This is a genomic window from Nocardia mexicana NBRC 108244, from assembly GCF_001613165.1.
In the GTDB taxonomy this organism is placed as follows: Bacteria; Actinomycetota; Actinomycetes; order Mycobacteriales; family Mycobacteriaceae; genus Nocardia; species Nocardia mexicana.
In genome coordinates this window covers 1-12,201 of record NZ_BDBV01000106.1, presented here as the reverse complement: position 1 = coordinate 12,201, position 12,201 = coordinate 1, and the positions used below count along the sequence as shown (strand labels likewise).

Annotated in this window: 11 protein-coding genes; 5 read left to right on the top strand and 6 right to left on the bottom strand. The window is 69.2% G+C overall.

The window, feature by feature from the left end; all coding sequences use genetic code 11:
- Position 1: 1 nt before the first annotated feature.
- Positions 2-625: a TetR/AcrR family transcriptional regulator gene (locus tag NM1_RS34240; RefSeq protein ID WP_068029870.1), complete on the bottom strand. Its 624-nt coding sequence runs from the start codon at positions 623-625 to the stop codon at positions 2-4.
- 79 nt (positions 626-704) lie between these two features.
- Positions 705-1,619 carry a LysR family transcriptional regulator gene (locus NM1_RS34235; RefSeq protein WP_246011445.1) on the bottom strand — a complete coding sequence of 305 codons (915 nt, stop codon included), beginning with the start codon at positions 1,617-1,619 and terminating at the stop codon, positions 705-707.
- 155 nt (positions 1,620-1,774) lie between these two features.
- On the opposite strand from NM1_RS34235, the gene NM1_RS34230 reads away from it, so the two are divergent.
- The 4 genes from NM1_RS34230 to NM1_RS34215 all read left to right on the top strand — a co-directional run bounded on the left by NM1_RS34230 (position 1,775) and on the right by NM1_RS34215 (position 8,042).
- Entirely contained in the window at positions 1,775-3,166 is a 1,392-nt protein-coding gene (locus NM1_RS34230) for an MFS transporter (protein WP_068029864.1), read from the top strand.
- Complete coding sequence (locus NM1_RS34225) at positions 3,163-3,909, top strand: 3-hydroxybutyrate dehydrogenase (RefSeq protein ID WP_068029862.1); 747 nt, start codon at positions 3,163-3,165, stop codon at positions 3,907-3,909. Before NM1_RS34230 ends, NM1_RS34225 begins: the two co-directional genes overlap by 4 nt.
- 303 nt (positions 3,910-4,212) lie before the next feature.
- On the top strand, positions 4,213-6,339 hold the full coding sequence (locus tag NM1_RS34220; RefSeq protein WP_068029859.1) for an acetoacetate--CoA ligase: 2,127 nt from the start codon (positions 4,213-4,215) through the stop codon (positions 6,337-6,339).
- A 206-nt stretch (positions 6,340-6,545) separates the two neighbouring features.
- Positions 6,546-8,042: a carboxylesterase/lipase family protein gene (locus NM1_RS34215; RefSeq protein WP_068029857.1), complete on the top strand. Its 1,497-nt coding sequence runs from the start codon at positions 6,546-6,548 to the stop codon at positions 8,040-8,042.
- Positions 8,043-8,044: 2 nt separating this feature from the next.
- On the opposite strand, the gene NM1_RS34210 is transcribed toward NM1_RS34215, so the two are convergent.
- Positions 8,045-8,605 (bottom strand): hypothetical protein, encoded by a 561-nt coding sequence (locus NM1_RS34210; RefSeq protein ID WP_068029854.1) that lies wholly within the window; start codon positions 8,603-8,605, stop codon positions 8,045-8,047.
- A 28-nt stretch (positions 8,606-8,633) separates the two neighbouring features.
- Positions 8,634-9,188 (bottom strand): cupin domain-containing protein, encoded by a 555-nt coding sequence (locus NM1_RS34205; RefSeq protein ID WP_068029851.1) that lies wholly within the window; start codon positions 9,186-9,188, stop codon positions 8,634-8,636.
- 219 nt (positions 9,189-9,407) lie between these two features.
- Here NM1_RS34205 and NM1_RS34200 point away from each other — a divergent pair, with 219 nt between their 5' ends.
- Positions 9,408-10,373, top strand: a complete 966-nt coding sequence (locus tag NM1_RS34200; RefSeq protein WP_068029848.1) for an AraC family transcriptional regulator — start codon at positions 9,408-9,410, stop codon at positions 10,371-10,373.
- Positions 10,374-10,404: 31 nt separating this feature from the next.
- On the opposite strand, the gene NM1_RS34195 is transcribed toward NM1_RS34200, so the two are convergent.
- Positions 10,405-11,100 (bottom strand): haloacid dehalogenase type II, encoded by a 696-nt coding sequence (locus NM1_RS34195; RefSeq protein ID WP_068029846.1) that lies wholly within the window; start codon positions 11,098-11,100, stop codon positions 10,405-10,407.
- Between the two features lie 85 nt (positions 11,101-11,185).
- Positions 11,186-12,201 (bottom strand): diacylglycerol/lipid kinase family protein (locus tag NM1_RS34190; protein WP_157124060.1); only part of this gene is annotated, 1,016 nt, incomplete at its 5' end.

Here is a 12,201-nt window from a genome sequence, read left to right as displayed (position 1 = left end):
GCTAGGGGATTCGCACGGTCGCCAGCCGGGCATCGATGATCCGGCGGGCTCGCTCGCATCGGGCGGGGTCGTCGAACAGCAGCGCGTCCTGCGCGGCCTGCCTGGCGACCGCGTCGAGTTCGAACGCGAGATCGGCGGGATCGATGTCGGCATCGATCTCGCCGAGTGAAATCGCTTCGGCGACAGTGGATTCGTAGAGACGCAACCAATCCTGCCGGGCGGCGGCGAGGGCGTCGCGTACGCGCCCGGGGCGGGCGTCGAACTCGGCGACCGCGGACAGGAAGAAGCAGCCGCCGCTGAAGATCGGCTTTCCCGCGTACTCCAGCCAGGCTTCGGCCAGGGCCCGCACCCGGCGCATCCCCGCGGGCGCCCGCCGTGCCGGTTTCAGCACATGCGCGGCGAATACCTCGATGGCCGCGCGCACGGTCGCCAGCTGCAGTTCCTCCTTGGACCCGAACTGTGCGAAGACGCCGCTCTTGCTGAGCCCGAGCTCGGTGGACAGCCGCCGCACCGACAGGCTCTCCAGCCCTTCGACCGAGGCGATGTCCATCGCCCGATCCAGGATGGCGCGCCGCGACTGTTCGCCGCGCTGCACGCGCCCGTCGACCTTGCCTTCGCCGACCATGCCCTCCACCTTTCGTGTGACCCCGGCAAGGTAATAGTACAGTCGTCCACTTATCGTGGCGGGGTCCCGGTGGTCCTTCTCAGAGGCCCAGGAGGACGTCATGTTGCTCGCTGACGGTGGTTCGCAGGGCGTCGACCACCGCCGACACCTCGGGGCGGCGCAGGGTTTCCGCGCGGGCGACCAGCCAGTAGGTCAGGCGGACGGCCACCGCCTCGGGTAGCACCCGCACCAGATCGGCGTGGCGGTCGGCCATGAAGCAGGGGAGCAGTCCCAGCCCCGCCGCCGCGCGCGTCGCCTCGACGTGCACGAAAACGTTGGTGGACGAGACAGATTCGCGCATCATGGGCGCGAAGCTCGACGCCAGGTCCAGGTCGTCGACCTGCAGCATCGAGTCGATGAAGTAGACCAGCGGGTAGCGGGCCAGCTCCTCGATGCCCTGCGGGATCCCGTGCTCGATGAGGTAGTCACGCGCGCCGTACAGGCCCAGGCAGTAGTCGCCCAGCGGCGTCGCCTCGGCGCGATGCACCTTCGGCCGCCCGACCACTATCTCGATATCGAGGCCGGAGCGCTGCGTGGAGGCGCGGCGGGTGGCGGCCACGATCTCGACCGCGATGCGCGGATGCCGCCGCTGCACCCGCGCGGCCGACGGCGCCGCGATATAGGCACTGAAGCCGTCGGTCGCCGAGATCCGCACCACGCCCTCGAGGACGCGGCTGCCGTCCTCCTCGGTGGACAGCGACCGGACCGCCGCCTCGACCGCCTCGGCCGCGGCCAGCGCCTCGCGGCCCAGTTCGGTGAGCTCCCAGCCGCCGGTGACCCTGGTCAACACCCGGCCGCCGAGGGTCTGCTCCAGCGCGGCGATGCGACGCGAGATGGTGGTGTGGTTGATGCCGAGTTCCTCTGCGGCAGAGACGAATCGCCCGGAGCGGCCGACCGCCAGCAGGACGAGCAGGTCGTCCGCGCTGGGACGACGGCTCGCCGAGGACGCGCTCATGTGTGCATTATCGCAGATACCTCGTGCGGATCTGGGCATTGCGGTCATCGATATCTGCACCAATACTCGTCCTGATCGTGAAATGTGTCGGCCATCACAACTCGGCGCCGGACATGCGGGCGGTCACGCGGAACGGTTCGTGAAGGAGCAGTGCGATGAGGGTGCGGAGCGCGACGCCGCCGGGCGGCGAATCGGGCGGGATGGCGAGCGGGCTGCGGCGGGTGGTCGCCGCGTCGATGGCCGGAACGGTCGTGGAGTGGTACGAGTTCTTTCTCTACGGCACCGCCGCCACGCTGGTGTTCAGCAAGGTGTTCTTCGCCGAGGGCACCAGCGATCTCGACGCCATCCTCGCCGCCTTCGTCACCTACGCGGTCGGATTCGCGGCAAGGCCGTTGGGCGGCATCGTGTTCGGGCATTTCGGCGACAAGTACGGGCGCAAGAAACTGCTGCAGTTCAGCCTGCTCCTGGTGGGCAGCGCGACCTTCCTGATGGGCTGTCTGCCGACCTTCGCGCAGGTCGGGTACTGGGCGCCGACGCTGCTGGTGATCCTGCGCTTCATCCAGGGATTCGCGGTCGGCGGCGAGTGGGGCGGCGCGGTGTTGCTGGTCGCCGAGCACAGTCCGAGCCACAGCCGGGGGTTCTGGGCGAGCTGGCCGCAGGCCGGTGTCCCCGTCGGGAACATGCTCGCGACCTCGGTGCTGCTGGTGCTGACCTCCACGCTGCCGGATTCGGCGTTCCTGAGCTGGGGCTGGCGCGTGGCGTTCTGGCTGTCGGCGGTGGTCGTGCTGGTCGGATACTACGTGCGCACCAAGGTCACCGATGCGCCGATCTTCGCCGCGGCGCAGCGGGAGATGGAACAGGCGAAGGCGACGTCGTTCAGCGTCGTCGAGGTGCTGCAGCGTTATCCCCGTGGGGTTTTCACCGCGATGGGGCTGCGGTTCGGCGAGAACATCATGTACTACCTGGTGGTCACCTTCTCCATCACGTACCTGAAGGTGCACGTGAAGGTGGACACCCAGGTGATCCTGTGGTGGCTGCTCGCCGCGCACGCGGTGCATTTCGTGGTGATCCCGCTGGTGGGGCGGCTCAGCGACCGCGTCGGGCGGCGGCCCGTCTATGTGGTCGGTGCGCTGGCGACGGCCACGTGGGGCTTCTTCGCCTTCCCGATGATGGACAGCGGGCACAACGCGCTCATCCTGGCCGCCGTCATCATCGGGCTGGTCTTCCACGCGTTCATGTACTCGCCGCAGCCCGCGATCATGGCGGAGATGTTCCCGACCCGGATGCGGTATTCCGGTGTGTCCCTCGGGTATCAGGTGACCTCGATCGTGGCCGGGTCGCTGGCGCCGATCATCGCCGTGCGGCTGCTGGATCGCTTCGGGTCCGCGGTGCCGATCGCGTGGTATCTGGCCGCGGCGGCGGGCGTCACGCTGGTGGCCGTCTTCTTCGCCCGGGAAACCCGCGGCATCGACCTCGAATCGGTCGACGACGCGGATTCCGCGCAGCGGCCGGGCGCGGCCGCCTCGATGAAAGTGGTTGCCGAATGAGTGATCTGACCGGACGTACCGCGCTGGTGACCGGGGGCGCCGGTGGCATCGGCGCCGCCTGCGCCCGCGAACTCGCCGCGCGCGGCGCACGGGTCACCGTCGCCGATGTCGACGGGGTGGGCGCGAAGGAACTCGCGCACGAGATCGGCGGAAAGGCCTGGGTCGTAGATCTTCTCGACGTGAGCGGGCTGGAGGAGCTGCGGCTCGAGACCGACATCCTGGTCAACAACGCGGGCGTGCAGAGCGTCAGCCCGATCGAGGAATTCCCGCCCGACCGGTTCCGCCGGATGCTCACACTGATGGTGGAGGCTCCGTTCCTGCTGGTGCGTGCCGCCCTGCCGCACATGTACGCGCAGGGGTTCGGCCGGATCGTGAATATCTCTTCGGTGCACGGGATTCGGGCCTCGCGGTACAAGGCGGCGTATGTCACGGCCAAGCACGCCCTGGAGGGATTGTCCAAGGTGACGGCGGTGGAGGGCGGCCCCCACGGCGTCACCAGCAACTGCGTCAACCCCGGCTATGTGCGAACCCCGCTGGTGGACAAGCAGATCGCCGACCAGGCCCGCGCGCACGGCATTCCCGAGCAGCAGGTCATCGAACAGGTCCTGCTCACCGAGAGCGCCGTCAAGCGCCTCATCGAGCCGGAAGAGGTTGCGTCCCTGGTGGCTTGGCTGACCTCCGAGAGCGCGGGAATGGCTACCGGCGCCTCGTACGTGATGGACGGCGGATGGAGCGCACGATGAGGGGCGCCCCATCCGCCGCCCTCCCGCACCCCGCGCACACCCCCGCACCCTCTGCAAGCCCTGTAGCGAGTGCGTGAACCGGCGCGGGGTGCGGGAAGTGCCGCCGCCCTTCTCGCACCCCCTGCGCACTCGCGCACCCCCTGCAAGGCCTTGTAGCGGGTGCGTGAATAGGCGCGGGGTGCGGGAAGTGTCGCCGCGGCGACCCGTGGTCGGCGGATTGCTTCAGGGGTGGTCGTGGCGGGAAGTGTCGCGGCGTGGATACGGGCGAGATTTCTACGGGGGAATGCGATCAGGAGGGTGAGTATGGTGCAGGCGCAGTGGGTGCCCGGTGAGGATGACGTTCGGGGCGCGCGGGTGAGCGATTTCGCTCGGTTCGTGACGGGCCGGAACGGGCTGGAGTTCGCGGACTACCACGCGTTGTGGCGGTGGTCGGTCGATGATCTCGAGGGGTTCTGGGGGTCGGTGTGGGAGTACTTCGGGCTCGGATCGACGCCCGAGCGCGTTCTGACATCCACGGACATGCCTGGCGCGCAGTGGTTTCCGGACTCGCGTCTGAACTATGTGGAGCAGGTGGTGCGGCAGGCCAGGGGGGATCGTCCGGCGATCCTGTCGGTGTGTGAGGGCGGCGATACCGTCGAGATCTCGTGGGCGGAGTTGCTCGGCCGCACGGCGGCATTCGCGCGCACGCTGCGGGAACTCGGTGTGGGGCAGGGCGATCGGGTGGCCGGGTATCTGCCGAATATTCCCGAGGCGGTGATCGCGTTCCTCGCCACCGCGAGCCTCGGCGCGGTGTGGAGCGCCTGCGGGCAGGACTATTCGGCGAAGGCGGCGCTGGATCGGCTCGGCCAGCTGGAGCCGGTGGTGCTGGTGACCGCCGACGGGTACCGCTACGGCGGAAAGGTGCACGACAAGCAGGACGAGATCGCGGCGTTGCGAGCCGGGATTCCGGGGTTGCGGGCCGTTGTTCTCGTGCGACGTGCCGGCGATCGCATGCCGTTGTGCGCGCCTGCCGAGGGCGTTGCCGACGGGGACCCCGTACCTGCCGACAGCATTGGCCGGTCGGGCGCTGTGGCTGTGCCCGAGGTACAGGGGGATTCGGCCGCTGGGTTCCACGCGATGAATGGGGAGGCGTGGCGGTCAGGTGAGCCGTTGCTGCTGGACTGGGCCCGGGCCGGCGCTCCAGACGGCAGCGATGTCGATGTCGTGCCGGTGCCGTTCGACCATCCGCTGTGGGTGTTGTACTCGTCGGGGACGACGGGCCTGCCGAAGGGTATCGTGCACGGGCACGGGGGAGTGCTTCTCGAGCATCTGAAAGCCGTTGCGCTGCAGTCGGATATCGGCCGCGACGACACCTTCTTCTGGTACACGAGCCCGAGCTGGATGATGTGGAACTTCCAGGTCGCCGGACTGCTGGTCGGCGCCACCATCGTCTGCTACGACGGCAGTCCGTCCTATCCGAACCCGGATACGCTGTGGGACTTGGCCGCTCGTACTCGCGCGACGGTGCTCGGCACCAGCCCGGGATATGTTCTGGCGTGCATGAAGGCGGATGCGAACCCGCGCAGGGATTTCGATCTGACCCGCATCCGCACCGTCGGCATCACCGGATCGTCGCTGCCGCCCGAGTCGTCGCTGTGGCTGGGGCACAATATCGGCGACCACGTACAGGTCTCGTCGCTCAGCGGCGGCACCGATGTGGTGTCGGCGTTCTTCGGCGGGGCGCCCACGGTGCCGGTGTGGCCGGGGGAGCTGTCGGCACCGTATCTGGGTGCGGCGGTGGCGGCCTTCGACGATGCCGGAAACCGCGTGCAGGGCGAGGTCGGCGAGCTGGTTGTCACGAAACCCCTGCCGTCGATGCCGGTGCGATTCTGGAACGATCCCGACGGATCCCGGTACCGCGGTGCCTATTTCGACACGTTCCCGGGCGTGTGGCGACACGGTGACTGGATCACCGTCACCGATCGCGGCAGCATCGTCGTGCACGGCCGCTCGGATTCGACGCTGAACCGGCACGGTATTCGCATGGGATCGGCCGATATCTATCAGGCGGTCGAACGGCTGCCGGAGGTGGCCGAGGCGCTGGTGATCGGCGTCGAGCAGTCCGGCGGCGGGTACTGGATGCCGCTGTTCGTGGTCCTGGCCGAGGGCGCCGAGCTCACCGACGAGCTGCGGCGGCGGATCAACGACGCGGTCCGAACCGAGGTTTCGCCGCGGCATGTCCCCGACGAGATCATCGAGGCCCCCGGCATTCCGCACACCCGCACCGGAAAACGTCTCGAGGTGCCGGTGAAGCGGCTGCTGCAGGGTGCGGATCCCGATCGAGTGGTCGATCGCAGCGCCGTCGACGACCCGGCCCTGCTGGACTGGTACGCCGAACGTCGTCCCGCGACAGCCCTATCGGCCGCGTCCTCGTGGCGGCGGCCGCCGTGATCGGATCCGTTCTGCTGGTGCGCCGCAGCCGTCGGTAATTCGACGGGCCCGAGTTGCCGCCCCCTCCGGCCCCGAGGCGATCCTTCGTGCCTCGGGGGTGGGAGGGGATGCTTGCCGGAACCCGCCGCCGCGCCGGGCTCGAACCCGTACTGTCGAGTAGTGTCCGGAATTCGGCTCCGGGGTGAACGGGTGACGAAGGAGTCCTTATGGAAACAATTGTGTCCGTGACCGGCGGCAAGGTGCGCGGCCTGACCGAGGGCGGAGTCAGCAGCTTCCTCGGTATCCCGTACGCTGCGGCGCCGGTCGGCCCCGCCCGGTTCGACGTGCCGAAACCGGTGCGCGAGTGGTCCGGCGTGCGCGATGCGGTCGCGCACGGCCCCACCTGCGTGCAGTCGCCGTATCCGGCGCCCATCCACGCGCTCATCGGCAGCGACGGAATCCCCGGCGACGAGTACCTGAACGTGAACGTGTGGTCGCCCGACACCAGCAGCGCGGGACTCCCGGTGCTGGTGTGGATCCACGGCGGCGCCTTCGCCCGCGGCTCGAATGCGCGAAAGATCTACGACGGCAGCGCTTTCGCGCGCGACGGCGTCGTGGTGGTGTCGATCAACTACCGGCTCGGCATCTCCGGTTTCGCGGCCGTGCCGGGCGCGCCGCTCAATCGCGGCCTCCGCGACCAGATCTTCGCGCTGCAGTGGGTGCAGGAGAACGTCGCCGCGTTCGGCGGAGATCCGGGCAATGTCACCGTCTTCGGGGAATCGGCCGGGGGTATGAGCGTGGTGAACCTGATCGCCTCGCCCGCCGCGCGCGGCCTGTTCCGCCGCGCGATCGTGCAGAGCGCCAACGGTTCCGCGGTCGCCACCGCCGAGGATGCGCGGAAGGTCGCCGAGAACGCCGCCGCGAAGCTCGGAATCGCCCCGACCGCAGCGGCATTCGGCCAGCTCGCGCCGGATCAGCTACGCACGGTGCAGGATTGGACCACGCTGGAACTGATAGCCGATCCGGATCCCGGGAAATGGGGCGCATCGGTCGTCGCCAACGGGCTCGGCATCCTGAGCTTCTTCCCCGTCGTCGACGGCGACCTGATTCCGGGCCGCCCGACGGATGTCATTGTGGCCGAACCGGATCGGACGGTGCCGCTGATCGCGGGCTGGACCGCGGAGGAGTTCCGGTTCTTCACCTTCCCGACCGGTATCGCCGCGGGCATCACGGAGGAGACCCTGCCGTTCGTCCTCGCCCGCTACGGGCTCGAACCCTCGGTCGCCGAACGCTACGCCGCGAATCGGCCCGGCGCCGCACCCGCCGATATCTTCGCCGCGGTCATCACCGACGTCGTCTTCCGCGACGATGCCATGCGAATCGCGGAAGCGACCGCGACAGCGGGGAATCCGGCCTACGTCTACGAGTTCGAGTGGCCCTCGGGTATCGCGAACCTCGGCGCCTGCCACGTCATGGAGGTGCCGTTCATCTTCGACCAGATCGACGCGGCGCACACCCTGACCGGCCCGAACCCGCCCCAGCGCCTGGCCGACGAGGTGCACGGGGCCTGGGTTCGCTTCGCGACACACGGCGATCCGGGCTGGTCGCGATTCGACGCCGCCACCCGCACCGTCCGCATCTTCGGTTTCCCCGACTCCCACGAGGTCGCCGACCCGCGGGCCGACGAACTCCGGGCGCTGCGGCGGGCCCACGTCGCCGGTTGATATCAGTAGTGCCGGAAGGTGCGGACGCCGTGCGGATGCGGTGAGATGAGCGCATGGGGACAGTGCCGCCGGAGTCGGCTCGGACCGTCCCGCCGATCCGGGTTCGGGCTTCGGTCCGTGGCACGTATCGACAGGGTCGTGCTGTGCGCCGAAATATCGGCGCGCAGCACGATATTCCATCCGAATGGCAGTAGGTGGACCCGGTCCCCGCATGTCTCGAGCTGTTCGGTGAAGTCGGCGAGCGCGTCGAGCGTGTCCGCCACGTGGACGAGTGGATCCGGCGGGTCCACATCCGGTGCGAGCCGGGTACCCGGGGACAGGCGCAGCGGAGATCCGGTGACGACTATGTCGGCCGAGTCGCCCTCGGCGAACAGGTGGCGGAGCGCACGAACCGTATCGGTTGTCAGGGGATGGTCGCCCGGTTCGACGGCGATCTGCAGGAGCAGGCAATCGAAGAAACTGCGTGTCACCCCCACTGCCGACCGGTCGAGCGGGACGGCGCCCGGCCCGGCCGATATCGGCGTGTATTCGAAACTGTGACAACTGGTTCCGAAGATCCTCATTGGTGCGACCTCCGTTGCGGGCCGTGGATCATGAATTCGTCGGCGTACCCGGGTCGGTACCGCAGAGGCTGTAGTAGAAGACGAACGGCACCGTACCGTCGTTGAACCAGGCGTGCGGTGTGCCGTTCTGAATCACGCAATTGCCCGGCCGGAGCGACACATCGGTGCCGTCGCCGAGGCGCAGGCGGCCCTGGCCGGACAGGACGGCGATGAAATCGACGGTCGCGGTGCGGTGCATGCCGGGCGCGGCCGGGTCGAAGGCCGCCATCATGCCGGGCACCTTCGCCTCCGCTTCCGCGGCGGCCGCGGCCGTCTCCTCCTCGGACAGGTCCGTGTCGGGCTCATAGCTCAATCCCGGTGGCACGGAGATGATTCCGAATCGCAATCCGCCCGGACCGGGGAAGAAGTGCGTCGCGGTCGGACGCGGTAGGCCGTCGACGGGCAGGACGGGCGGCTCGTCGAGCTCCCACATCCGATAGATCTCGGCGCCGGGCAGCAGCGCCAGGGTCAGCGGGTCGACACTGTCGTCGCTCAGCACTCGACCCCGCCCGGTTGCGGTGTCGCCGACCACGATTCTGCGCATATGAACTCCTGATTATCGTCAGCAACCAGCTGGATGGGCCGACACGGACCGTATCCGCGTTGTCGCGGCACCCGCGTGTTCCGGTGCGAACGAGGGTTGTCCGGATGCGCAGAACTCGGTAACCGGCGATGATCGACGCGGCGACGGCGATTCGCCCTATGCTTCGCCTGGTCGGGGCGACACCCGGACCGATGATCGTCGAGGGAGGAGACGGTGCCGATGAACCCGGCGGCTGCTTCGGAAGCTGTCACGACCGGAGTGGTGGATTGTCATGAGCGAGCGGACTACTGGGCCCAGGTGGTCGACGAGAATCAGTGTCAGCTGGGTTACCGGTTCTCGGCCCGCGCCGACTTCCAGGGGCGGATCCGCTTGCGACGCACCGAGGAGTACCAACTGGTCGGATGGTCGTCGGACGCCGTCACCTACATTCGCGGCCCGCGGCACATCCGTGCCGACCCGGACGACGACTACCGGCTGATCGTTCCGCTCACCCGGCCCGTGACGATCGGTTCCACCGACGAGCGGGGTGCCCTCGCGCCCGGGAAGACGGTCCTGGTGTCCATCGACCGGCCCTTCTCGATGGCCGTGCCCAACGGCACCGAGGGGCTGATCCTCACCATTCCGCAGCGGGAGATACGGCATCGCCTCAACCGCGTCGCACCGTCCGCGCAGCCGCTGGATCTCACGACCGGCCTCGGACGTGTGGCGGCCGGAATCATCGGCGATCTGCATGCCGAATCGGCCACGCTCACCGATCGAGAATTCGACACGGTCGCCGAACGGATCGTGGATCTGCTCTGCATGCGGCTCCTCGGCGATCCGGGGAGTCCATCCACCGGGCTCGCCCCCGTGGAATCGGCTGCCCGGCGGTATATCCGCGGCCATGCCGGGGATCCGGACCTCACCGTCGCGCGGATGGCCGGTGCGCTGGGCTGGTCCGTGCGCCAGATTCAGCTGGCTTTTCGTGCCGCCGGTGCGACGCCTAGCGAGGTGATCCGGGAAGAACGACTGCGATTGGCGCGCGACCGCCTGCGGAGTGCCGCGTACCGCCGGCGCAGCATCAGCGATATCGCATCGGACTCGGGTTTCGATTCGGTGAGCAGCTTCACCAAGGCGTTCCGGCGGCGTTTCGGCTGCACTCCCGGCCAACTCCGCGAGCGCCCGGAGACCGTAGCCGAGCCGTAGGCACCGATCGGATAGCCGGGCAAGGGCAATGTCATCCGGCCGTCAGCATGGTGACCAGCTCGTCGAGCCCGTCGAACTGCCAGTCGAAGACATCGGAGTTCGACGGCGGATCCCCGACCGGCCGCCGGATGTAAGCGGTTCGCATGCCGCTCGCCTGGGCTCCCCGGAGGTCCCAGGCGTGGGCCGCCGCCATGAGTATGCGGTCCGGCGGGCATCCGGCGGTGTCGACGGCGAGCCGGTAGATCTCCGGCGCGGGCTTGTATGCCTGGACGGTCTCGCTGGACAGGGCCTGATGCCAGCGCAGCCCGGCATAGGCGTTGAGCCGCGGTAGCGCGGTGCGACCGGCGTTGGAGAGGCCGATGACGGGAAAGTGCCGGGCGACCCGCTCGAGACCGGCGGCCGAGTCGTCCCAGGGCGGGAGTCGCTGCCCCGCGGTCGCCAGCCGGGCGATGGCCGCCGGGTCGGTGAGCCCGGCACGATCGGCCACCCGCTGCGCCGCCTCGGCGTCGATGATCTCGGTGCTCGCGTACGCCCGCCGACCCTGCGCGATGCGCTGCTGCTCGAGTTCGACATGCCGCTGCCACACGGTGAGCAGCTCGTCGATGAGCGCCTCGTCGGCGGCGGGCACCGCCTCGCGTATCGCCGCCCGCAGCCCGCTCGGCTCATCGACCATCGTCCCGAGCACATCGAACACGACGACCTCGATATCGCCCACAGTGCCTCCCATCGACAGGTAACCGGTTTAATAGGTTACGGATACTGCCTGGGATCGCGCTACGGGTCAATGCCGTATCGAGAGAACACCATCCATCTCACTGCCGGTGATGCGGCCGTTCGCGGTCCGCCCACTGCGGGTTCTCCTCGTCGCGGCGGTATACCGCGATCTGGCCCGGCACGCTGAAGTGCAGGTGGGTGGCCTCGCCGATCACCTCTCCGTCGGTCGCCAGCGCCTGCTGCTTCGGGAGTTCGACGGTGAGCGCCGGGACCATGCGTTCGCCGTAGACCTTGCTGTGCCCGATGGCCGCGAGCAGCAGGGCGACGGCGGCGCGGGTGCGCGAGAACTTCAGGTCGGCGCGCAGCCAGCGGATGTCGAGCAGGCCGGAGTCGAGCCGGGAGCGGAACGCCGGCACGGCGCCCGGCGGATCGTAGGAACCGTTGCCCGCGAACAGGAACCACACCTCCTGCCACCGCCCGTCCAGCCGGATCCGGATCGGTTCGGCCCGCCGCAGCGTGACCACCAGGGCGGCGGCGAAGGCGGGCCACTTGCCCCACCGCTCCTGCCATTTCTCGCGCAGCCGCACCAGATCCGAGTAGGCGCCCAGGCTGGCGGTGTTGATCCAGTACTGCGTGCGGGAGTGGCCCTCGGTGCCGAACTCGACGCTCGCCACGTCGACCGAGACGGCCTCCCCGGCGCCGGTGGCGTCCACGACCTCGCGCAGGTCGTACACGCCGACATCGCGCGCGAAATGATTGAGGGTGCCGGTCGGAATGACCACGAGCGGCAGCCCCTGCTCCAACGCCACCGCGGCGACCGACGCGACCGTGCCGTCCCCGCCCGCGACCCCCACCGCGGCGGGCCGGTCGGTGCGCTCCTCCAGCGCCCGCGTCAGCTGCTCGACGCAGTCGAGGCCCGGCTCGGCGCGCAGCACGGTGGCCGCGGGGAGCGCCAGCGAGATATCGCGGGTCGGGTCGTAGTCGGGGGCGCCGGACATCGGGTTGACCACGATCACCAGGCCCTTGCCGTCGGCCAGCACCGGCACCTCGCGCACCGGCCGGGCCGCCGCCTCGTCCGAGTGCCGCACCGGCCACCAGCGCCGGGTCGCCAGCG

Bases quoted from the DNA above. Each gene is read 5' to 3' on its own strand.
- NM1_RS34195 (WP_068029846.1), bottom strand. From the start codon at position 11,100: ATGGGAGGCACTGTGGGCGATATCGAGGTCGTCGTGTTCGATGTGCTC.
- NM1_RS34220 (WP_068029859.1), top strand. From the start codon at position 4,213: ATGGTGCAGGCGCAGTGGGTGCCCGGTGAGGATGACGTTCGGGGCGCG.
- NM1_RS34230 (WP_068029864.1), top strand. From the start codon at position 1,775: ATGAGGGTGCGGAGCGCGACGCCGCCGGGCGGCGAATCGGGCGGGATG.
- NM1_RS34235 (WP_246011445.1), bottom strand. From the start codon at position 1,619: ATGAGCGCGTCCTCGGCGAGCCGTCGTCCCAGCGCGGACGACCTGCTC.
- NM1_RS34200 (WP_068029848.1), top strand. From the start codon at position 9,408: ATGAACCCGGCGGCTGCTTCGGAAGCTGTCACGACCGGAGTGGTGGAT.
- NM1_RS34205 (WP_068029851.1), bottom strand. From the start codon at position 9,188: ATGCGCAGAATCGTGGTCGGCGACACCGCAACCGGGCGGGGTCGAGTG.
- NM1_RS34225 (WP_068029862.1), top strand. From the start codon at position 3,163: ATGAGTGATCTGACCGGACGTACCGCGCTGGTGACCGGGGGCGCCGGT.
- NM1_RS34210 (WP_068029854.1), bottom strand. From the start codon at position 8,605: ATGAGGATCTTCGGAACCAGTTGTCACAGTTTCGAATACACGCCGATA.
- NM1_RS34215 (WP_068029857.1), top strand. From the start codon at position 6,546: ATGGAAACAATTGTGTCCGTGACCGGCGGCAAGGTGCGCGGCCTGACC.
- NM1_RS34240 (WP_068029870.1), bottom strand. From the start codon at position 625: ATGGTCGGCGAAGGCAAGGTCGACGGGCGCGTGCAGCGCGGCGAACAG.